This window comes from Vibrio sp. 10N.222.52.B7 (assembly GCF_041474275.1).
GTDB lineage: Bacteria > Pseudomonadota > Gammaproteobacteria > Enterobacterales > Vibrionaceae > Vibrio > Vibrio crassostreae_C.
In genome coordinates this window covers 1-22,026 of record NZ_JBFRTU010000008.1, presented here as the reverse complement: position 1 = coordinate 22,026, position 22,026 = coordinate 1, and the positions used below count along the sequence as shown (strand labels likewise).

At 43.1% G+C, this 22,026-nt stretch carries 14 protein-coding genes and 2 pseudogenes; 8 read left to right on the top strand and 8 right to left on the bottom strand.

The genetic code is table 11. The features are described from left to right. Positions 1-82: 82 nt before the first annotated feature. Positions 83-1,846, bottom strand: coding sequence for an ATP-dependent endonuclease (locus tag AB4512_RS03550; RefSeq protein WP_372055120.1), 1,764 nt, complete (start codon positions 1,844-1,846; stop codon positions 83-85). Positions 1,847-2,084: 238 nt separating this feature from the next. On the opposite strand from AB4512_RS03550, the gene AB4512_RS03545 reads away from it, so the two are divergent. The 7 genes from AB4512_RS03545 to AB4512_RS03515 all read left to right on the top strand — a co-directional run bounded on the left by AB4512_RS03545 (position 2,085) and on the right by AB4512_RS03515 (position 11,210). After that, the gene (locus AB4512_RS03545) at positions 2,085-3,824 is read left to right on the top strand and encodes a bifunctional UDP-sugar hydrolase/5'-nucleotidase (RefSeq protein WP_372174445.1); all 1,740 of its coding nucleotides are present in this window, start codon (positions 2,085-2,087) and stop codon (positions 3,822-3,824) included. A 574-nt stretch (positions 3,825-4,398) separates the two neighbouring features. Beyond that, positions 4,399-5,400: a TerC/Alx family metal homeostasis membrane protein gene (locus AB4512_RS03540; protein WP_017059813.1), complete on the top strand. Its 1,002-nt coding sequence runs from the start codon at positions 4,399-4,401 to the stop codon at positions 5,398-5,400. Positions 5,401-5,713: 313 nt separating this feature from the next. Beyond that, positions 5,714-5,902, top strand: a complete 189-nt coding sequence (locus tag AB4512_RS03535; protein ID WP_017059812.1) for a hypothetical protein — start codon at positions 5,714-5,716, stop codon at positions 5,900-5,902. Between the two features lie 175 nt (positions 5,903-6,077). Further along, the gene (locus AB4512_RS03530) at positions 6,078-6,818 is read left to right on the top strand and encodes a DUF1223 domain-containing protein (RefSeq protein ID WP_102319718.1); all 741 of its coding nucleotides are present in this window, start codon (positions 6,078-6,080) and stop codon (positions 6,816-6,818) included. Between the two features lie 201 nt (positions 6,819-7,019). Continuing rightward, positions 7,020-8,309, top strand: coding sequence for a DEAD/DEAH box helicase (locus AB4512_RS03525; protein ID WP_372174443.1), 1,290 nt, complete (start codon positions 7,020-7,022; stop codon positions 8,307-8,309). A gap of 231 nt (positions 8,310-8,540) precedes the next feature. Further along, complete coding sequence (locus AB4512_RS03520) at positions 8,541-10,259, top strand: autotransporter assembly complex family protein (protein ID WP_372174441.1); 1,719 nt, start codon at positions 8,541-8,543, stop codon at positions 10,257-10,259. Positions 10,260-10,487: 228 nt separating this feature from the next. Then, a complete protein-coding gene (locus tag AB4512_RS03515; protein WP_372174439.1) occupies positions 10,488-11,210 on the top strand; it encodes an aspartate/glutamate racemase family protein in 723 nt (240 codons plus the stop codon). Between the two features lie 101 nt (positions 11,211-11,311). On the opposite strand, the gene AB4512_RS03510 is transcribed toward AB4512_RS03515, so the two are convergent. The 7 genes and pseudogenes from AB4512_RS03510 to AB4512_RS03480 form a co-directional block, all read right to left on the bottom strand. Beyond that, positions 11,312-12,769 carry a phospholipase D family protein gene (locus tag AB4512_RS03510; RefSeq protein ID WP_372174437.1) on the bottom strand — a complete coding sequence of 486 codons (1,458 nt, stop codon included), beginning with the start codon at positions 12,767-12,769 and terminating at the stop codon, positions 11,312-11,314. A gap of 84 nt (positions 12,770-12,853) precedes the next feature. Beyond that, positions 12,854-13,876, bottom strand: a pseudogene (locus AB4512_RS03505) (carboxylesterase/lipase family protein); the annotation flags it as partial. 77 nt (positions 13,877-13,953) lie between these two features. Next, a pseudogene (locus AB4512_RS03500) lies at positions 13,954-15,019 on the bottom strand (carboxylesterase family protein); the annotation flags it as partial. Between the two features lie 251 nt (positions 15,020-15,270). Then, positions 15,271-16,929 carry a hypothetical protein gene (locus tag AB4512_RS03495; protein WP_104216369.1) on the bottom strand — a complete coding sequence of 553 codons (1,659 nt, stop codon included), beginning with the start codon at positions 16,927-16,929 and terminating at the stop codon, positions 15,271-15,273. A 325-nt stretch (positions 16,930-17,254) separates the two neighbouring features. Further along, on the bottom strand, positions 17,255-18,610 hold the full coding sequence (locus tag AB4512_RS03490; protein ID WP_102393242.1) for an FUSC family protein: 1,356 nt from the start codon (positions 18,608-18,610) through the stop codon (positions 17,255-17,257). 9 nt (positions 18,611-18,619) lie between these two features. Beyond that, positions 18,620-19,486 carry an HlyD family secretion protein gene (locus tag AB4512_RS03485; protein WP_017059803.1) on the bottom strand — a complete coding sequence of 289 codons (867 nt, stop codon included), beginning with the start codon at positions 19,484-19,486 and terminating at the stop codon, positions 18,620-18,622. Between the two features lie 10 nt (positions 19,487-19,496). Beyond that, positions 19,497-19,709, bottom strand: coding sequence for a DUF1656 domain-containing protein (locus AB4512_RS03480; RefSeq protein WP_017059802.1), 213 nt, complete (start codon positions 19,707-19,709; stop codon positions 19,497-19,499). Between the two features lie 471 nt (positions 19,710-20,180). Here AB4512_RS03480 and aspT point away from each other — a divergent pair, with 471 nt between their 5' ends. Beyond that, positions 20,181-21,896 (top strand): aspartate-alanine antiporter, encoded by a 1,716-nt coding sequence (gene aspT, locus AB4512_RS03475; protein WP_372052390.1) that lies wholly within the window; start codon positions 20,181-20,183, stop codon positions 21,894-21,896. Positions 21,897-22,026 lie beyond the last annotated feature (130 nt).

Here is a 22,026-nt window from a genome sequence, read left to right as displayed (position 1 = left end):
TGGTGTGCCTTTTTTGGTTGAGGCGACTAGCTAAATATTTCATCAGTAGAGCAACTGATAGCATCTATAAAACAAATTATGTTTAGGTATTTCCATTCGCCATGGTGATCACGCGTTTTAATGTCCACCTTAATAAAAGCGGAATGCATTCTTGTCCTTGATTCTCGCAATGAGAAACAATGGCGAGTGCAAGGTCGGGTTTTGCATGTTTCTTCAATACCTTGGCAACCACTTTCTTTGGAGGGATAGGGTGATCGTATGGAATCTTAACCATGTCACGGAAAAAGCTCTCAAATCCATTCATATATAGGTAATGCTCGATATCTTTATCTGGCAGTTCCGTGAGTCGATGTCTTTCCTGATCATTACCAAGCTTCGATAGCACCGTTGCTGCGTATTTTTTACCCGCCGCATCGCCGTCAGTTACCACATGCCAATCGATGCCAAACTCTTGCGCGACCTTAATCAGTGCCTTAAGTCCTGATTGGGCGAACTCAATAATCTGCACACCTTCTGCTGCTAGGTTATAGCCACATTGGTTGGCAAGTTCATTGAACAACCAAACCTCGGTTTCACCTTCTACTAATAGCCAACAGCGAGCAAATAGTGCCCCAGAGCGGTGGAAGCGGATATGAAAACCAATTCGTCGAAGTTCATCCTTACTGAAATGGTTCATGTTGAGTTGATTGGCGATGGTTTTGTCTGACTGACGAACCAAGCGACGAATCGATTGAAGTGGGACCGCCGCAAGTAGGTCGCCACTGTTGGTGGTCAGGATTTTCTGCATGGGCAATTTCTGCATCAAGCTCCAAGCCCTTGCCAAGTGTGTTGGGTGCAATCGACCTTCTGGATCTTCAAGGATCAACAGAGGGCGCGCACATCGCCTTAAGTCGTTTGGCCCTTTAGCTTGTAGATAAGCGTTAAGTAACCCCATGAATAATAAGCGAGTTTGTTTGTTCTTGGTCTCTTCGACGAGTTGATGAATACTCTGATCATTGGTACCCGCAGAATAAAGCAATCCGTCTCGCTGTTTTCTAGGGTTACGACGAGAAGTACTTTTGAAAGAAAAATAGTGCTCAATCAAACTTTGCATCGACTCTAGGCTACTGCGCATTTCACCTTTATTAACATGTCCGGGTATCGCCATAAGACGGCGGCAGGTGTTGTCTATTCGTTTTTCTATTCTTGCTTGTCGACCATTACCGTTATTGGCGCCGTTTCCATTTGTTGTGCCATTGCTCGTGTGATGGTTCCCGTTCCCGTTCCCGTTCCCGTTTGAATTTGCATTAGTTGCGTGAACATTAGTCGGCAGGTGAGCATTGTGGTTAAGGGACTTGCCGTTGAAAGGACGATCAAAGTGCCTTGCATCACGCAAACGGATAACGGGATGTAAGGTCATTAATTCTTGAGCAAGCTTTTCTGAATGATGAAGCTTGAGCGGATTACCGTCCAAACCAAGAAATGCATAGTGTGTTGTTGTCTCATACTGTTCTAACGTCGCGCTGATGCGATAGTAGATGCGAAATACGCCAAATTCATCTTGAACCCAAATAGGTTTGAGTTTGCGATAACGACCTGCGTTAAGTTCGCTCTTATCGTTAGCTTTTAAAGCGAGAACAATTTGAAGATGTTGAGACTGCGGGTGTGAAACAGAGTAATCGACATGAAAATCGGTCATTTCAAAGTGATATGGCACACCGTCTGAGGGCAGAATGACGGAAAGGGCATCCAATAATGAAGACTTACCCCAAGTATTTTCACCAATAAGCGTGGTTAGCTCGTCAAACGCGAGTGACATGCGCTTGATACCTCGAAAGCCAGAAATCTCGATTCTTTCTAGTTGCATAGGCTTACTCCTAACGGAAGGCTCTGCTAATTATTTGAAAGCTAACAGATATCTTTAATCATAATCGAAAAATCCAAATCCGGTATGCTTACCTGTCACAAAACCCGTTGTTTATTAATACGGTGCAAAATGAGATTTTTGATCTATCTCGAGTATTTTTTTGCAGTGCAGTTTCATAAAATTCACGATTCTGTCATGATTCTCGACCTAGTATGAAGGGACAAAGAGAGAAGAAAATATGACTAAAAAGAATAAGCCGACAAAAATAGTGTTGGCACACATCAACGACACCCACTCATACTTTGAACCAACCTCGTTACAGCTATCACTTAAAATGAACAACCACATCATTGAACCTTATGTCAGTGCTGGTGGCTTTGCTCGAATTTCAACACGCTTCAAACAAATAGAACAAGATGCCCAGCGTCAGAAGGTTGGAACCTTGTTCTTGCACGCTGGTGACTGCTTCCAGGGCACGTTGTACTTTTCCTTATTCAAGGGAAAAGCCAATGCCGATTTGTTGAATGCCCTTAATATAGATGCCATGACGCTCGGTAATCACGAGTTAGACATGGGTAATGAGCCCGTTGCGATTTTCGCGAAAAGAATCAAATTCCCGCTGTTGGCCGGTAACTGGAATCTATCGAATGAGGATATCAATAAAACTCATACGCTAGCGGACAACGACATTGTTAAGCCTTATCGGCCTGAAACACGAAGTGCTTCTTTTATAACGAAAGAGTTTGATGGCGAGAAGGTCGCAATATTCGGCTTAAGCATCGACAAGATGGCAGGCATCGCTAACCCAGATATCGATACACCGTTTGAAAATGCTTTGGAAACAGCAAAAGCGACCATTGAGCAAATCCATCAAGCAGGTATCAACAAGATTGTGTTACTTAGCCATCTTGGTTACGAAGCTGATTTAGAGTTAGCAGCCAACGTAACAGGTATTGGTGTCATCGTTGGCGGTCATAGTCATCGCTTACAAGGTGATTTCTCTGATATCGGCTTAGTTAAAGATGATGAATACGGTGTGAAAATTGGCGATACCTATGTTGTGCAAGCGGGTTTCCACGCCATGTGCTTAGGACACTGCGAAATCGAGTTCGATTCTCAAGGCAAAGTGACGCACTTCAATGGTAAAAACGAACTGTTATTAGGCCGTCGACTCTTTATAGACGCGAAACTGAGTGAAGTAGGGCAAGACGATGCCCACGATATGGCGTGTGAGTTTTTAAACAATCACCCTAATATTGCAGTGTGTAAGAAAGATCCTGAGCTGCAGAGCATTCTGACGGATAAATACCAGCCGCGAGTTCGAAAGCTTCAGCAACAAGTGATTGCTCATGCAGACACTAAACTTCGCCATGTACGTATTCCAGATGCTAAAGGCCCGAGTCAACTAGCCCCCTTGGTTGCTCAATCATTTCACCATCTAATGAACAAGAAAGGGCATCAGGTTGACTTTGCCATTCACAACGCCGGTGGTGTAAGAAATTCACTGAACAGCGGCGATGTCTCTGTTGCCGATATTGCCGGAAAACTACTACCGTTTGCCGTACCTATTGGTGTGTATGAAGTCAAAGGTGAAACGATCGCTGGCATGCTTGAAGGTGCAATCAATAACGCGATTGATAATGGTGTCGTGGGCACAGGTTCAGGTAGCTTTCCTTATACACATAATTTGAGGTTTTGTTACCACAAAGAAGCGCCTATAGGACACAGGATTCACCATCTAGAAATTCACTCTGATGATTCAGGTTGGCAAGCTGTTTCTCGCAACCGTATTTACCGGGGCGCGTCGTCAGCCTATACAATGAAAGGCAAAGAGGGCTATAACGCTGTGTTGGATATGATCGGTGATGGCACGGTCACCACTGACTCTATGGCAGACTGCTTCATCGAGTTTCTGCAAGACCACCCAGAGTCGCTTCAACTCAATGAACCGTTGAATTGTATGGAGTGTTTTAGATAACTAAAGCTGATACTGATATTTAACACTATTACTTTGGGTTATTTATAAAATTGGCATTGTTTATGCTTTATCTCTGCAGGTCGCCTTCTTGTGGAGATATGCATGGATAAGAAAGATTGGTTAGATGCGGTAGCGGTTGTCGGTTGGGTATCAGTTTGGTCAGCGTTAGTGTATTTAATACCTGCCGCAGGGCTGTAAATTGCTCTTTTTGCAACTTCATTACGCAGTGCAATAGTGTGTTTGACTTGCGAATTTATTCTTAGAATCAATTCGCGTGTTTATTTGACAAAGTGGCATCAATCAGAAAGGAGCGTTTGCTCCTTTTTTGCTTTTTCCGTGCAAATTTATATAGACGAAACACAACCAGAGGATTATTATCCACGCGTTTGGGGAGTAGTTAGCGCAAGTTTACATATCGTCATCTCGTTAGGCCAAGAGTCTATCCGGTATGTAAAAGTGAAATCCCATATTTCACTTCAACGAGACCAACGCAATCACAGTCAAGATCCGTAATGGAGCTTGATATGCTTTGTTTGCGGAAGGTCTTTGTACAGTTCTTCCGCCCGGAGGAATAATGAACTCAACTCAATCTCTATTATCTACCAATAGTGAATCCTTTTTTTCATCGCCAATCATGACGACTTATGCGGGCTTTTTCCTGCTAACGGTTATTCTCGTCTCTATTGATATCTATCAGACTCGTGGCGGTAACGTTACTATCAAGAAAGCGGCAATCTGGAGTGTTTTCTGGTTTGTACTTGCGTTTTTGTTTGCTGGCTCGATTTACCTATTTTGGGACATTTATGCGCCGAACAGTGACTACACAGCGCAAAAAGCAACCGTGTCATTCATTACGGGTTACTTGTTAGAAAAATCCCTTAGCGTAGACAACTTGTTTGTTTTTGCGATGATCTTTGCTCAATACCAAGTTCCTGAGCATCTAAGACCTCGTGCGCTTCTTTGGGGCGTAATTGGTGCATTGGTGCTTCGTGCAATTATGATCGCACTAGGCGCACAGCTATTGGCGGAATATCACTGGGTGCTTTACGTGTTCGCTGCGTTCTTGATTGGTACAGGTATTAAGCTGGCATTAGACAAGGGCGAAGAGGAGAGTGTGAATACTCTGCCTGAAAAGCTACTTCGTAAAGTGATGCCGGTAACAGAGGACTTCCATGGCCCTGCATTAATGGTTAAACAGGGTGCTAAATGGGCATTCACTCCAATGATGTTGGTCATCGGTGCGATCGCAGTCATGGACGTGATGTTTGCATTAGACTCTATCCCTGCGATCTTTGCGGTAACACAAGAACCGTTCTTGGTACTTGCGGCTAACGTGTTTGCGTTACTTGGTCTTCGCTCGTTGTATTTTGTACTGCAAGGTATGATGGACAAGTTCATCTATTTGAAACCCGCGCTTTCATTCATCATGGTGTTCATTGGTGTGAAAATGCTTCTGGTTGATAGCGAGTGGGCTATCCCAACTTACTGGTCATTGGCGGTATTGGTTTCTACGATGACGATTGCGGTTATAGCGTCGGTTTATGCGAAGAAGCCAGGCATTGAACAAGTAAATTAAAAACAAATATAACTTATCGAAAAGTCGATAATGAACACGTGGCTGATGAAGTGGAAAATTTATTTATGTAAATTTTCTGTGACATTGGCCACTGTTGTTTGCGGGGTATTTGTACTAAATGCATGATTTAAACACTATATTGAATTTGTACTCACATAATCTGCATATCTATTTTGTGGCATTGTTAATGGTTTGTTTTATTAGAAAAACTAATCCCAAAATCTAATTTTAGTCATTTTTTAACCTGCAAAAGATCACCTATTATTCTTGTCATCAGAACGAAACACATTAATAAATTTATAGAGAGGCAATCATGGCTCAAGCAGTACAAATGAATACTATCGCTGTTCCTAACTCTATGGATAAGAAAACCTACTCGGTTAACTTCAAAGGATTGATTGCACACATTTTCGATATTCTTTTCGTAGACAACTCTCCACGTAGTTACTACGCAAGCGACCTATCTGGTCACATGCAACGCGATATCGGTATTAACCGTTAATCTCAGCGTTAACATGTAAATATAGAATTTTAAGAAAACGCCAGCCTCTAAAGCTGGCGTTTTTGTATCTGAAATAAACTCAATCTCTTCGTAAACTAAGCACCTGAAAGAAAAACCTAGGCATAACGGTCTGTATTTGAGCGTCATTCAATTCGCTTTGTACAAGGATCTCGGTATGTCACACGCCAAACGCAATTCATCATTGATTAAACTTTGTTTATTTGCCTTACCGATCGGCTTCTATTCCTCAGTGTCGCTTGCACAAACCTGGAGTAATGAAGGCCAGCCCGCACAGGTTATCGAGCTCTTCACCTCTGAAGGTTGTTCAAGTTGTCCACCTGCTGATCAGTACCTCAGTACTTTTGAAGACCATCCAAAACTTTGGACACAAGTTATTCCGCTTGCCTATCACGTCGATTATTGGGATTACTTAGGTTGGGGCGACAAGTTCGCGAGTAAGGCGTTTAGTCAGAAGCAACGCTTGTACAAAGCTTATGGAGTAACAAGTGGGGTTTACACACCCGGCTTTGTTGTCGATGGAAAAGAGTGGCGCGGTTACTTTAACTGGTTAGACAGAACGTTACCTTCTCTTAAACAACAAAATAACCCTAAGCTAACGGTCAACCATAAAGGCGATACGTTCAGCGTAAGTTACGAAGGCAAAGGGGATTATGTTGCTCATATAGCTTTGCTGGCGATGAACGAAGTCACCAGCGTTAAGGCGGGCGAGAACAGGGGTAAGAAACTCGAACATGATTTTGTTGTGGTTTACGATGGTTATCAGCGTGGTGAGTCTGAATGGCAATTTAATATCAATTTTGAGCCACTTGTCGCTACACCAGACGCAGTCGCTGTTTGGTTAACCGAGCCGAATTCGTATGCACCGGAACAAACGGTAGCAGGTTGGCTGAACTAACTGCAACCCACGACAATTGTGTAGCTGGAATACTCTTAGACGAAGTTGGTACGGCGAGTATCGAGGTTCTCACATCGATAACTTCGCGTCTGACGGATATTAATCAGTGAAATAGAAGCGAAAGGGCGATTTAGTTACGTAATACTGCTGAAATACGTTAATATAGCGCGCTATTATTTTAGCTTTGAGTTCCTGCAATTAATGACTAACACCACTACACCAACCAACTTCTCTGATCTTGGCTTAATCTCTCCTTTGATGGCTCGTTTATCTGAGCTTGAATACCAACAGCCAACGCCTATCCAAGCGCAAGTTATTCCAAGTGTGTTAGCAGGACGCGATTTAATTGCAGGCGCAAATACCGGTTCAGGTAAAACCGCAGCATTTGCACTTCCACTGTTACAAAAGATTCATGAAGATGCCCCTCTGGACCGTCGTTCAGGCAAAGGTAACTTTGTTTCTGGCCTTATCTTGGTTCCTACTCGTGAACTTGCTAAGCAAGTGGCTGACAGCGTTAAATCTTACGCTGTGCATTTCAATGGCGCGATTAAAACGGTTTGTGTGTTTGGTGGTGTATCGGTAAACACTCAGATGCAGGCGCTACGTGGCGGCACTGATATCTTGGTGGCAACACCGGGTCGTCTGCTTGACCTTATTTCAAGCAACGCTATCAAGTTAGACAAAGTGAAAACGTTAGTGCTTGATGAAGCTGACCGAATGCTAAGCCTAGGTTTTACCGAAGAACTTGATGCAATCTTGAAGCTCTTGCCGAGCAAAAAACAAACCTTGTTGTTCTCTGCAACTTTCCCAGAGCAAGTTAAAACGCTGACTCACGAACTTCTAAGCGATCCAATTGAAGTTCAACTTCAAAGTGCCAATACGAGCACACTGGTTCAACGTGTATTCGAAGTAGAAAAAGGTCGCAAGACAGCGTTACTCGCACACCTAATTCAACAACATGAATGGCGCCAAGCTCTGATCTTCGTTAATGCGAAGAACAGCTGTGAGCACCTAGCAGACAAGCTTTACAAGCGCGGTATCATCGCAGAAGTATTCCACGGCGATAAAGGGCAAGGTTCACGTACTCGTATCCTAGAAGATTTCAAATCTGGCGAGATTGACGTTCTGATCGCGACAGACATCGCGGCACGTGGTCTGGATATTGAGAAGCTTCCAGTGGTAATCAACTTTGACTTACCGCGTAGCCCGTCAGACTACATGCACCGTATCGGCCGAAGTGGTCGTGCAGGTGAAGTTGGTCTTGCGTTATCTCTGATCGATCACGAAGATTACCACCACTTCAAAATCATCGAGAAGAAGAACAAGATTCGTCTTGAGCGTGAGCAAATTGAAGGCTTTGAAGTGGATGAAGAAGCGACAGCTGAACTGATCGCAGCACTAAAACCTGTTGCGCCACCGGCCGGTACTGGCAAGAAGAAAAAGAAGAAGAAAGCTCCAAAAAACCAAGATGTGTGGCTGAACAACAACTGATCTTGAGTCAGCAAGCCATATAAATCAGCAAGCCATATAAATCAATAAGTAATAGACATTCAAAAGGTGCTTAATTGCGCCTTTTTTGTGTCTGTAGGGCTGGGATTTGAGTCGTTAATAAACGACTGTTGCAGTGTTAAACAACCCGATAAGCCGTTCGAAGGATAGCGTCCTCCATAAGAGATTCGGCGATTTAACGCTTTGCTCATAACCTGTTCGGGTTTTGAGCAATTGGGTAACCGCGTGAAGACCTCGATTAAACAATTAGTGCTGGCCACTTCATTTTTCCTGTTTACCCAACACTCTTCTAGTGCTGCTGAATTTGAGGTTAAAGGGGTTAATAAAACTCTCACCGAAAATGTAGAATTATATTTAGAACCTTTAGCCGATGTTCCTGCATCACAGATATCGAAAACGAAGCTATCTAAACGTATTCAAGATGCACTCAACCCTTATGGTTATTATCACCCACAGCTCGATATCGACCTCAATGATTCTGATAACGTGATCATTAACATCGATTCTGGTCCTGTCATGCGCATCGCAGAATCGATAGTAAAAATAACAGGTGAAGCTAGCCTAGATGCGGAGTTCATCAATATACTCAATCAAAGCAAGTTAGGCTCAGGTTTAACTTTGTCTCACCAAGAATATGACCAAACTAAGCGTGCGATTTTCTCTTTAGCAAAGCGGAAAGGTTATTTTGACGGCAGGTTTATCGAGTCAAAGATTGAAGTTATTCCTAGCGAGAACATCGCGAATATACACTTGTATTTTGCAAGTGGTCCACGCTACAAGTTCGGTTCTATAAGTATTCCTGATGATGGGGTTGACCCTACTCGTATCGAGAAAATACCCACCTTTAAAAAAGGTGATGACTTTGACACCATCAAGTTAGGTGAACTGCAATCTGATTTGTCAGACACTCAATGGTTTCGAAGTGTCATCGTACATGGTGACTTTGACAAACTTGATGACAACCTAGAAGTTCCAATTGAAATCATTGCCGAGCCAAGTTCTCGAAATATCGTGCAGGTCGGTGGCGGCTATTCTACAGATCTCGGTTTACGCGCCTCTCTCAGTTGGTCAAAGCCTTGGTATAACCGGAGAGGCCACAGCTTTGAAACACAGACATATTTGTCTGAACAGGAGCAATCACTTCAGTTGGGGTACAAAATCCCCACAGAGAAAGTCACAACGGATTACTTTGGTATTCAGTTTGAATCGAAACGAATTGATCATCGAGACACCAATAGCTTTACAAACGATCTTAAGTTCGAACGTTACTGGCAATTAGACAGTGATTGGCAAAGCACCATTTATGTCAAATACTTGCACGAACAGTACCGTCAGGCGTCTGAGGAAGAGCAATCGCAATTACTGTTACCTGGCATCAGTTTTTCTCAGGTTGATCGTAAAAATGATCAGTTGGAGCTCAATCATCGACACATCTATTCTGTCGAGTATTCTGACCCTAGTCTGTTCTCTGACTCAAGGCTGTTGCGGTTGGAAGGAAACAGTGTCCTTTCATGGGATATTAGTGACAGGCAGAAGCTCCATTTCCGCTCCAACGTAGGCATCAACATTGCCAAATCATTATCTGATGTGCCGTCGTCACTGCGGTATTTTGCTGGTGGCGATGGAAACCTGCGAGGTTATGGTTACGAATCTATCTCCCCTAGAGACGAGAATGGTGAACTAACGGGGGCACGTTATATGTTAACTGCTGGGCTCGAATATCAGCATCAAGTCTATCGTTCAATTTGGTTGGGCGCATTTCTTGATGTGGGTGATGCATTTGATCAACAAGCGGATTGGAAGCGTGGGACGGGCGTGAGTTTGATTTGGAACTCACAGTTAATGCCAGTTAAGCTCGATTTTGCTTACGGCTTAGATGCGCCTGAAGGCGACGAATTTCGTATTCATTTTTCCTTTGGTACTCAATTCTGATTTTTGTACGCTGTTTATGCACTCGCGAGGATGCGAACCATCTAATAGGATTCAAGTAAATCGAAAGAGCGTAAAAACCTTTGTGCTTTAACAAACACAAAGGTAAAAACAATGAAAAAGCTACGATTCGGTGTATTTGGTAATATGGGCCCTGAAGCAGATGCTCTGTTCCAAGATATCGTCGCCAAGAAAGAAATTGAACACGGCGCACTTAAAGACTAAGACCACATGGCCATGATAGTGGTGAAAAACTCAGATATCCCCGATCGATATAAAGTGATTAACGAAGGCGGTACCGATCCTGTGCCTGAACTGATTGAGTCAGCGTGCATTTTAGAACATGCCAATGTTCAGTTTGGCGTAATGACCTGTAACACCGCTCATTACTTTAGACCTGAGGTTCAAAAGCACACCAACGTTTATATCGTCGACATGCTTCAAACCACCGTTGATCAAATCAAAGAGCAGAACTCTGAATCTGTTGTTGGTATTTTATGTACCAACGGCACATACAATTCGGGAATCTATGATCGTTACCTAACGGACGCGAATCTGGTGTTCGTTAAGCCAGATTCCTTTGAGCAAGAGCATAACGTGCATAGTGCTATCTATGGTGAAGTAACCGGTGAGATGACAGAGTGTGGACAAGCAATCCGAGAAACCAACGGGATCAAAGCGGGCGAGTTTGAGCGTAATGCCGCACTGCTTGCTGTAGCGATTCAATCCATCGTAGAGAAGGGCGTTGATACGGTTATTTTGGGATGCACGGAACTTCCTTTGGTTAGAAAGCAACTTGAAACGGCATTTCCAACAGTCACTTTTATTGATCCTATGGAAGCGGTAGCTGAGCGTGGACATGTGGATTACAACATTAATGATGTTAATTCGATCTTCACAACGCTTGATATGGTGAACTACGTAGCCCAAAGAGCGATGACCTACCGTCTATAAGCTCAGATACGTGTATTTGAAACATGAGAAAGCCGCGAATTACGCGGCTTTTTTACATTTGGACTGGAGAAAATTAAAAATTAAGATTCGAAGCTGAACACTTAAAGCTCGAACTCGCCATTCATTTTTCGAAATAACCAATCAGGTACCTTGTTCCATGAACTGTAGTTCGGGTTCTTAGTATGGATTTGTTCCTCTGAAGCCCAGATGGTGTCACCTGATTGTTCTCGCGACACAGCCCAGAACAACTCCTCTTTCTGACGTGTTAAGTAGTGTGTCACTTGCTTCGCAAACTCTTCACTGTCAACCAACACCCCAAACTCAACGTTGAGAAAGTCTGATCTTGGATCGAAGTTAGAAGAGCCAATATAGGTGACACGCTCATCTAAAATTACTGTCTTGTTGTGGTAGTAGGTATCAACATGAAAGTAGTGATCATCATTGATCGCTTGGCTTTTGTACTCATAGATACTTACGCCCTTGTCGAGTAGAGTCTCACGGTGTTTTTCGTAATACGCAGGCACAAAGCCCGAATCATTAGAAGCCGATGAATTCGTCAGTAAGGTGACTTCGGCTTCGCTCTCTCTAAGTGCATCGACGAATACAAACTTGTTATCGCTTGGCACCATATAAGGCGTAGAAATAATAACCTTAGAAGGTGTCGGTACTTTTTGCTTCATCAAGTGTTCAATACGTTGGCGAAAGTAGGGCTTGTTGTCATTGAGTTTCTCCAGTGAGTCAAATACCGGCGTGACAGAGGCTGAAATGAACTTCGGTTGGTTTAAGCTCTTTATCTGCCTTTCGACTTCAGACGTGATCAATGCTTGATTCTTTTCACCTTTGTTCAACGCTTTGGTGAACGCTTGGTATTGCTCTTTCTCTTTGATTTTAATGCGTTCTTGAATTGGCACTACATGCTCACTGTTCCACAACGCTTGGTAGTTTCGGTCGAAAGCAGCAATCACGTCGCCTTTAAACAGCACATCCATATCAAAGAAGTTGGCACTTTCGCTGTAGCCAAAGTAGTCATCACCGATGTTGCGCCCACCGAGGATCATCGATTGGTGATCAACGTTAAAGTATTTCTCATGCAGTCGATTATCTAACTGTTTTTGATGAGTAGAGAAGTTGAGCGCACGACCAATCCAGCCAGCTTTACGTGACTCAAAAGGGTTGAACAGTCGAATCTCAATATTGGCGTGTGAGTCCAACTCCGCAAGCCATTTGTCATTGAATACCAACAAGTCATCCAGTGTGAGGCGCACGGCCACATCGCGGTCAGCGGCGTGTTTCAGCTCGTTTAACAGCATCAGACCCAGAGTGTCGTTTTCCCAAGAGAAGTAAGTCATATCAATCGAGTGTTTTGCTTGGCGAACCAGATCAATGCGGCGCGCAAAGGCTTCAGGCGCACTCGGGATCAAATAGACTTCGGCTTGATGTTCTGTGTTTTGCCAGTTAGCTTCGAAGTCAGGTTCAACATCGGGGTAAGGTTGGGCACATCCTGTGACCAAAGCAATCAACATTATTGTGCATGCTGTTTTTAGTTTGCTAAGTGTCATAACTAACCTGCGTTTAAACATAAAATTTGGATATAGAAACGGCCAGCGAGCTGGCCGTTAAAGTAGGAAGGGTGTTGAATATGTTTAGTTTAGATACCAGTCCCAAGGCATAAGACCTTGCTCTGCTAGACCCGTTAAGCGACCTTCACGAAGCTTAGGATCAACACCTGGGTTTGTGACATAGTCCCAGTCGAAGGTAGTGCTGTTGTCGCTGAATCCTGCACCATCAATGACAAGCACATTGTCGGTAGCATCGCTGTACTGGTAGCTCTGGAACAATTCATCGCTAAACCAAAGACGCGACATTTCGTTCATAAGGGCTTTATCTTTGCTTGATGGATTTACTTCGCTTCCATCAAAACGTACAGCTTTGTTGAACATAAATGGCAGTTCTGAACCGTTACATGCACCGCTGATGCAACCAATCGTTTTGAATAGATCAATGATTGACAGTTGGTCGTATTCGCCCGTTTCTTCATTTAGACCTGTTTTATAGTTCCACATGTTAAAGCTTGGTTTGTGCTCAAAGTGGTATAGCGTTGCTTCTACTTCGCTGTTTGCTGCCATATAACGAGCTGGGCCATTGAACAAGGTGTCATTTAGCAGGGTTTTAAATTGCTTCATGTTGTCAAGAGCACCACCTAAGCTAGATTCTGAGTTAGGGTAGAAATCAGTTAGGCTGAGTACTGTTGCGGCTTCTTCATGACCTGTAAGTTCGATATCTGTATATCCCAAAACACATTTGATTAACTCCAGAGTGTCAGTTTCAGTTATACAGCTTACAGCCCTAAGATTAATATCTACGTATGTATCAAGACCCCAAAACAACTGAGAAACTGAACTATACGCTGTCAAAGGGATTTCAGAGTTTTTAGTAAAATCCTGTACATTTAGGGCATTTAGTTTTTGTTCAAATTTCTTTTTATTTTCTTCATTTTCAAGCCACTGAAGTATGTTCAAAGCAACTGTTTTTGGCTCTGAACTTTCGACAAGTTCGGGATCTTCATTAGTTATAATGTTGATAAGTTTTGGGATTAAAAACGTTACGCTAAACAACATCCCAAAGCTATTAGCTTCATTTGCATTCGTACCTAGGACAGTTTGAACAGTTAGTTTCTCATTTAAAGGAGAGTTAATAGTGTTTATACAATGTTCTTCGTTGTTGGATTCTATTTTTAGTTCCGTACATGCCAAATATGGTGCAAATGGCATTAAGTTAGACATTGGTGTGTTATCAGATTTTGGTCCAAGATCAACGTCGCCAAATATAGGTGCTGAAACCGAGAGTGACAGAGAACTAAGTAACCAATTTTTTAGCTGTTCAATACCATTTAAAGCTGTTTCTTGCGACGCCATGATCTTGTCAAGCGAAGTGTCTGCTGTAAAACCCTTACTGCGATCTTTTGCAACTTCATAGCTTGGATACTCAAACCCATAAGGGTTGCTTTGCATGATTGCACGTTGGAAATATTGACCTGCGATATCATGATCTTGCTGTAAGAAACCAATAGACATAGCACCAGAGCCTTGACCCATAACGGTTACGTTTTGAGCGTTACCACCGAAGTCAGCGATATTATTGTGTACCCACTCCAAGGCACGCTTTTGGTCACCTAGGCCATAGTTTCCATCTTCGTTCTCGCCTTTAATCCATTGAGTACCTAACTGACCAAGACGGTAGTTGAAGCTTACGTAGATGAAAGGCTTACCATCGTCGCTTCCTTGAGCAACCACGGTATCACCTTGGATGAGCGGCTCTGCACCAGAACCGTATTCGAAATCACCACCGTGAATGAATACATAAACCGGTAGGTCTGCATCAGCATCTACGCCTACTGGGCGCCAAATGTTCAGGTTCAAACAGTCTTCAGATTGTGTCTGTGAAACGGTCTTCAATTGAGGACATGCATCACCAAACGACGTTGCTTCAACAATGCCTTCTGAATTCATCAGCTCAGTTAAGTCGACAGGATTACTATGCTCAAAACGATCTGCGTCGGCAAATTTAATGCCTTTAAAAGACTCAACAGAAGCCAGTTTGTCGTCTTCGGTATTAGACGTAATCACCAGCTCTTCTTTAGACGCTGTGATCATCGCGTCGCCGATTTGAGTAGTAAACGTTTCAGCAGGGGCAGGTACGAGAGGTTCAGGTTTGTCTGGCATTGGAACCGTTGGTTCAACGTCTGTGTCACAACCAGCAAGAGCGGCCGCAATAGCGAGCGCGATGAGAGAACGATATGCAATAGTCATAAAAAAGGTGTCCACAATAAAATTTGGTAAAGTAACGAACAGCGCATCGATACCGTCAAACCTGTCCTTCCATCAGGTGATTCGCTCCATCATTGGTGCGTTTGACGTGGTTGTTTATTTCACTTGCTCTCTGTTGAAAACAAGGGGGCGCAATGTCGTTGGTATGATGTCGGCGCAAGTAAACGTGAGATTTACACCGATATCAGAGTTCAATGAGCTAAGAGCTTATTAGGTCTAGAAGATCAAACGTTCTAGAAGCGATAGCCAAGGTTCAATGTCACAGCCGAACGAGTTTCACCTTTGTTGTACAACACGGTCATGTTGTAATGCTTGCCAATCTGTTTGTTGACTCCGGTTAAAAATGCCCACTGGTTAATGTCGACACCAACGTCGTAATCAAACTCAATATCGTCTGTCTTTACAGTACCTTGCATACGTGAATCTAAACCTTGGTATTCAGCACCAACGAAGAATTGAGCGCGATAATCAACTAATTGGTAGCCCAACATTGGCTGAATCGTGACAATGCCGTCACCCCAATCATCCATCCCTTTCAGACGGGTTTGTGAATAGGTGCCGGTCAGTGATGCAAAGAACTCTTTGTAACCAACAGATAGTGTTGTACCCGCACCGCGTAAGTCATATTCGAGATGCAGTGGTACATTTAAACGCCCACTGTTACACAGTGCTGACACGCCCTCGCACAGTTTGTCACCTAGACCAGGTAGTTTGTTATTGAGTTTATCTTGTAGATATTCTCCCGCAGCGCCGGTGTAAGAGGCATCAACATTCGCGTCAACGTTTACCTTTCCTACATATCCGAATACATTCCAGAACGGCAGAATATTCACATCACCACGTATTGAAAGACTTTCTGCTTTAACCGTTGCAACGCTATCTTCAGGGTCGAACAGGTCATTCAAGCGCACACCGCCAATCACGTAATCGGTCATAGGAAGGTTCATGTCTTGATTGCGATAAGCAACTGAAACACCGAATGGTAATGGCAAATCGATACCTTGACGACGCACCATGTCACCCATTAAAGGGAATACTCGATCTAACTTAACACTCGCTTCTTGCATACGAGGATCTGAAACTTCTTTTAGACGCTCTTCATGCAGGACATTAACGCCGTTGTCGTCTTCATAAATTGCGACGGGTTCAGTTACAGCGCTCATGGTCATCGGTTTCGTTTTAGACGTACCCTCGATGTTAGTTGTCTTACGTTCAATAACGACTTTACCAGAGTCTAACGTTTGGAAATCAATCACTTGGTAATAGGTATCGACTTTTGACTTACCAAGATTAAATGGCTTGTCGTTGGTGATTACCATGCGTTTTGGTGTGCCGCCTACAAGTTCAATATCAACATTCAAGAAACGGAAATAGGCGATGTCTTGTGGTAAGCCGTATTTCGAATAGTTGAAGCTAATGGTCACGTCGCCGTTGTCTTTTTCATTGACTTTCACTGACGATGGATCGAAGCTTTCTGCATAATTTCTTAGTCGATACTCAGTGCGCGTAAACTCTTCAATTTCATCGATCAGTTTTTCGTTTTCATCCAGCTCTTGCGGGTTGTATTTGACGCGCAGGTCGATGTTGCCTTTGCTGTCTGTGTTTTTTATCAGATAGACGCTTGAGTCACGAACCTCATCGCCAATTTGTATGGTTCGATGTGCGTGTTCAACTAGGTGTTCGCCCTGTACGAGCGAACTGATTGCTAGCTTTGGTAAATCATGACTGATGCCATATTTGTCAAATAGTGCTCGACCTTTTTCCATAACTTCGCTGTAAGTGTTGGTTTCTGCCGCAGACGCAAAATTGGGGGTGGTAAGTAATAGGGCGCTCGCTAACACAGAAAGAGTATGGGTCTTACAAGCGCTGGTGCGTATTTCAAAAAAACTCATGACGGTTTCCACGCTGAGTGGCCTCAAACCTTCGAGACTCAAACAGTCGATGTAATACTGAACGTCGTGTTCAGTTGTTATGTATTTATCCGTTAGGATTGCTAGTGTGAATGTCGCGACTAAAAATGCATTGCGTCAATCAATGAGAGGATTTTAAGAGGAGGTGGCAGATCGCGTTAATCGCTTTTGATGGACGCTATCCTCACTTAGTAATAATTAGCGTTAATCAATTGATTTATAATGATTTTCAATAGATAAAAAACGGCCTGTGAAGTAAAAATACTTGGCAGACCGTTTTGTTGTGAGTTGTTAAGCGCATTTAGTTCTAAGCAGTTACCCTCACTCTAAATAGATCAGTAAACAACTTCGCTATCATCAGAATAATCAAAATGTTTACGAGCATCAAAAGTGGCGTTTCAATTCCATAAACAGGTGTGAGGTTGAGCGCACCAGATGTGAGAACAACTAATAAGTTAATACCCAATATTCGGTGTACCATGAGCTTAGGTGTCGCGAACACTTTCCATATCACCATAATGTTAAGGAAGTAGAATAGTCCCAGCTCCCATAGTTCTGTCATTAATGGCATCACAAAGATGTATTGCAACAGAACCACCGACCCTGTACCCAACACACCATAAAAAGCGTCCTTAATAACGCTTGGTGGCATGGGCGGCACCATAGAAGAGAATACACCGGCTAACATAGGAAATATGAAACCACCTGGAACTGGAAGATAAATCCAAATCAACAGCGATGTGATAAACATCGACACGCCTTGCAGCACTTTGCGCCCATCTTCATTCAAATGTTCAACAAACGTGCGATGTGCATGATGCCAAGATACGTCTTTATGATCACCTGTGACATTGAGTTCACCCTCAACAAGAGATTGTTCTGGTGTTAATACATCGAACGTCTTCAAGTTGTGAGTAAGAACTGCCCATTGGATATCTAAGTCTGATTCGCTGTTACTTTGTTTGAGTAATGTATCTTGGATATGTGCCATTTCATCGATACGCAAGCGCCATGTTTGGATGTTCTCTTTAAGGTGGTAGCTTCCGGTCAGTGGCAGATCTAAAAGTTGATACAGCTTATCAATATTCGCGGTGTTGCTTTCAAGTGCGGCAATGTCGATGTTGTCTGTTTTTTCCATCGCATCTAACAACGCTTGTTTACTGGTTTCGAAACGTTGTACAAAGTTGAGTTCAGTATTCACAGGCCACACGATGCGATACACAATAGAGAACACAACAACACCTAATAGTGTTTCTTGAAGTCTAAGTACAGCAAAGTGAAAGGTGGTTTGGTTATCAAACCCGCCCAGACAAGCAACAATCGAACACACGGTAAATCCTATTGAAAAGATGTAGCCGTATTTCTCGTCACTAGACATGAAAATACAAGTGCCTAAGAACACGGTAAGAAATGTTAGAAACAAAAATCGATCTTGTGAAAACATCGCAATGAGGAAAAAGGCATAACCGGTCCCTAACAAGGTTCCCATTAACCGGTTATGGCCTTTGTTTATTGAATGGGCGAAGCTCTCGTTCAATGCCATCACTGCGACGGCTATCGCAGCCCAATACGGTTTTTCCCAACCAAACCACAACGCTAGGCAGATTGCGATAACGATAGAGAGTGCGACTTTAATCGCGTCTTTAGTCGATGCAGTGAACATAAGAATCACCTAGCTATTTTTGATTATTTTGATCGAGGCAGTCATACCAACACGCAGTTGTACGTCTTCTGGTATTTTGTCTAACTTCACTTTGATAGGGATGCGTTGAGCTAGGCGTATCCATTGGAAGTTTGGATTCACGTTTGGCAATAAATCATTACCTGTGCTGCCGTCTTGCTTCGCGATACCAAAACCAATACTTTTGATATGTCCTTCTAGCTGAACATTGTTGTGCATCATTAAGGTCACATAAGCAGTGTCCTGAGCATCGACACCGACTAAATCAGTCTCTTTGAAATAACCTTCAATCCAGAAGCTATCTTCATCAATTAGCGCAACCACAGGTGAATTCGCGACAACTTGAGAGCCAACACGTAGGTTCAGATTGGTGATATAGCCGTTAGTAGGCGCATATACCTTGGTGTACTCAAGGTTGAGATGTGCTTCTTCTACGTTCGCTTTTGCCAGTTCGACATTTGCGGCGCTGGTTTCTACCGCGTTGTTCAAGTTGTTTAGTGTCAGCACGGGCACGGCACCGGGCGTTCTTTTCTCTAAATTCAACGCGCGTTGCTCTTCGTTTTTGGCTTTGGCGAGTAGGGCAAATGCTTGTTTTTGAGTCGCAAGTGCTTTTCTGTAGGTCGCCTTGTAAATACTCGGATCGATCTCAAAAAGAAGATCGCCTTTTTTTACCTTCGAGTTGTCTTCGACATGCACTTCAATGACTTGACCCGTGACTCGAGGTGTAATCGAGACGATATAAGCGCTGACTTGTCCGTCTCTGGTCCATGGGTTACTTGAGTACGACTGGTAATAGCTATAAACCACAGTTCCCGCAGCAGCCAATAATAAAAGTGTGATGAGATAACGTTTGATCACAGTAAGTGCCTCAAAAAATGGTAATAAAATGGCCGATAGCGCCAGTAAAAATCACGATCAAGCTCAGTTCTGCTATTGCAGGAAAGGCGACGTACTTATGAAGGCCAAACCGTGTCGCGATTGACCCTGTTAGCATTGTCAGTATGTAAGCCAGTGCGATAACCAATAACAGCGGTGGGAAGTAGACTTCATCCCACACAAGCTCATGCGGCATGGTATTCATGGTTCTGTTCTCTATTTGTTTGATGAATGCAACGATAACGGAGTTCGATTTATTGTGATAATCGCTTATAGAGGATCGTACCCATCAAAATCCAACTTTATTCGGTGATTATGCCAACTGCCTCTTTGTTGAGAGCCGTAAGCCAGTAAAACAAGGGTAGGTAGGTTGTCGTTCTTGAAGTGGAAACACTTAATTGAAATTGATTTCGAAAATCATCTACTTTTGCCGGTTTAAGATAAATATATTTAAACCAATCACTTAAGGTGTAAATTGCACTTCAAAAACTATGCGAACAGTTAAAGTGATGATTTGATCCATCAAATGGGATTACATAATAAAACCTTTTGTTCTTAATATTCGGTTCGAAGCAACGAGATGCTTTATTTATTTTGAATAATCCAACAAATATCATTATTAAGTTATTCGTTAGATTATTTACTCCTTATATTTAGTAACAAGAGTAAATTTGTCATGGACATTATTTCTAATCTGTTTGACATGGCACCATTTGTCGCACTATTTATTACACTCTCATTGGGTTATATGGTTGGTAAAATTACTATCGGCCGATTTGTTTTAGGCGGTGTGGCCGGAACATTATTAATGGGCGTAATTATTGGGCAATTTGGTGTTCAGATTGATCCCGGCGTAAAAAGTATTTTCTTTGCGCTCTTTATTTATGCTGTGGGTTATCAAGGCGGCGCACAATTCTTTAAAGCGCTTAACTTTAGAACCATCAACATTCTGTTGTCTGCGGTTGTTATGACGGTTTCAGGCTTATTGTGTGTACTTGCCGCTGCGTGGTTGTTTGACTTAGATAGAGGTACTGCTGCGGGCCTAGCTGCCGGTGGTTTAACTCAGTCTGCGATCATTGGTACTGCAGGCGATGCGATCGCCCGTTTGGGTGGTGTGTCTGAAGAAGCCAAACATCTGATGCAAACTAACGTTGCTGTAGGTTACGCCGTAACATACATCTTTGGTTCATTAGGTCCAATCTTGATGGTGACTTGGGTATTCCCAACGTTGATGAAGTGGGACATTCGCTCTGAAGCAATCAAAATGGCAGAAGCGAACTCAGATGGTAATGCAGAGCTTGGTGCTGGTGAATTCAATGCGATGACAAAACTTGAGACTCGCGCTTTTGAAATCAAAGCAGAGAGCAAAGTGAATGGTTTGACACTAGCCCAAATCAATCAAGATTCAATAGACGCATGCATCGAAGTTATCGAGCGTGATGGCAAAGCGATTGAAGCAGACAAATTTACTAAGCTTCAACAAGGCGATGTTCTGGTTATCACAGGTACTCGTAAAGCCATTGGTCAGTTGAAAAGTGACTCTGTTGGCTCTGAAGTTGTGCTTCCAGAAGAGTACGAAGTCATTGAAGAGAACCGTCAGCTTATCGCAGACAACAAACAACTGATTGGCCGTACACTAGGTCAAATCAAATCAGAAGCGAACAAAGGCACTTACCGTGGTGTTTATGTGACTGACTACCTTCGCGAAGGTGTATCAATCCCAGTTCACGCAGACCTTGTTGTTAAGAAAAATGATGTTATTCAATTAACTGGCTCACCAAGCGATATTAATCGTGTTCAAGGTACAATCGGTAAGCCAATGAACTCAGCAACAATGACTGACTTCATTGTACTAGGCATGGGTATGGTATTGGGTCTTTTGATTGGCCTAATCAACTTCAAAATTGCAGGTATTCCGGTCACTATCGGCTCTGGTGCAGGCTGTCTAGTGTCAGGTCTGATTGTTGGTTGGTTACGCAGCCGTAACCCACATGTGGCGCAATTCCCAGAATCAGCAGCAAGCTTTATTCGCGACTTCGGTCTAGCAGCATTCGTGGGTATCGTTGGTCTTGAGGCTGGCCCTCAAGCGGTAGACACCATCAAAGAACACGGTATGAGCCTACTATTCTTGGGTGTTGCGGTAACCATCATTCCACAGATTATTTCATTCTTCTTCTCGTACTTTGTATTGAAGATAAAGAATCCGGTAGAAGCTTTAGGTTGTGTAACCGGTGGTCGAAGTGCAAACCCAGCGTTCGCTGCATTGATGGAAAAAACAGGCAACGCAACGCCAGTATTCTCTTTTACTGTGACTTACGCCGTAGCCAACGTGTTACTGACTCTATGGGGCCCAATTATCGTCGGCATTATTACCGTTAATGCGGGTATGTAATTAAAACCTACAACTCATTATAGATTTAAAAAATCATCAACTTATTAACAGACCTACCCAATCAAAAATAGGGTAGGCCTGAATAATCACGCTTAAGTAAAACACTTTATTTAATTACAAGTGTTTAATA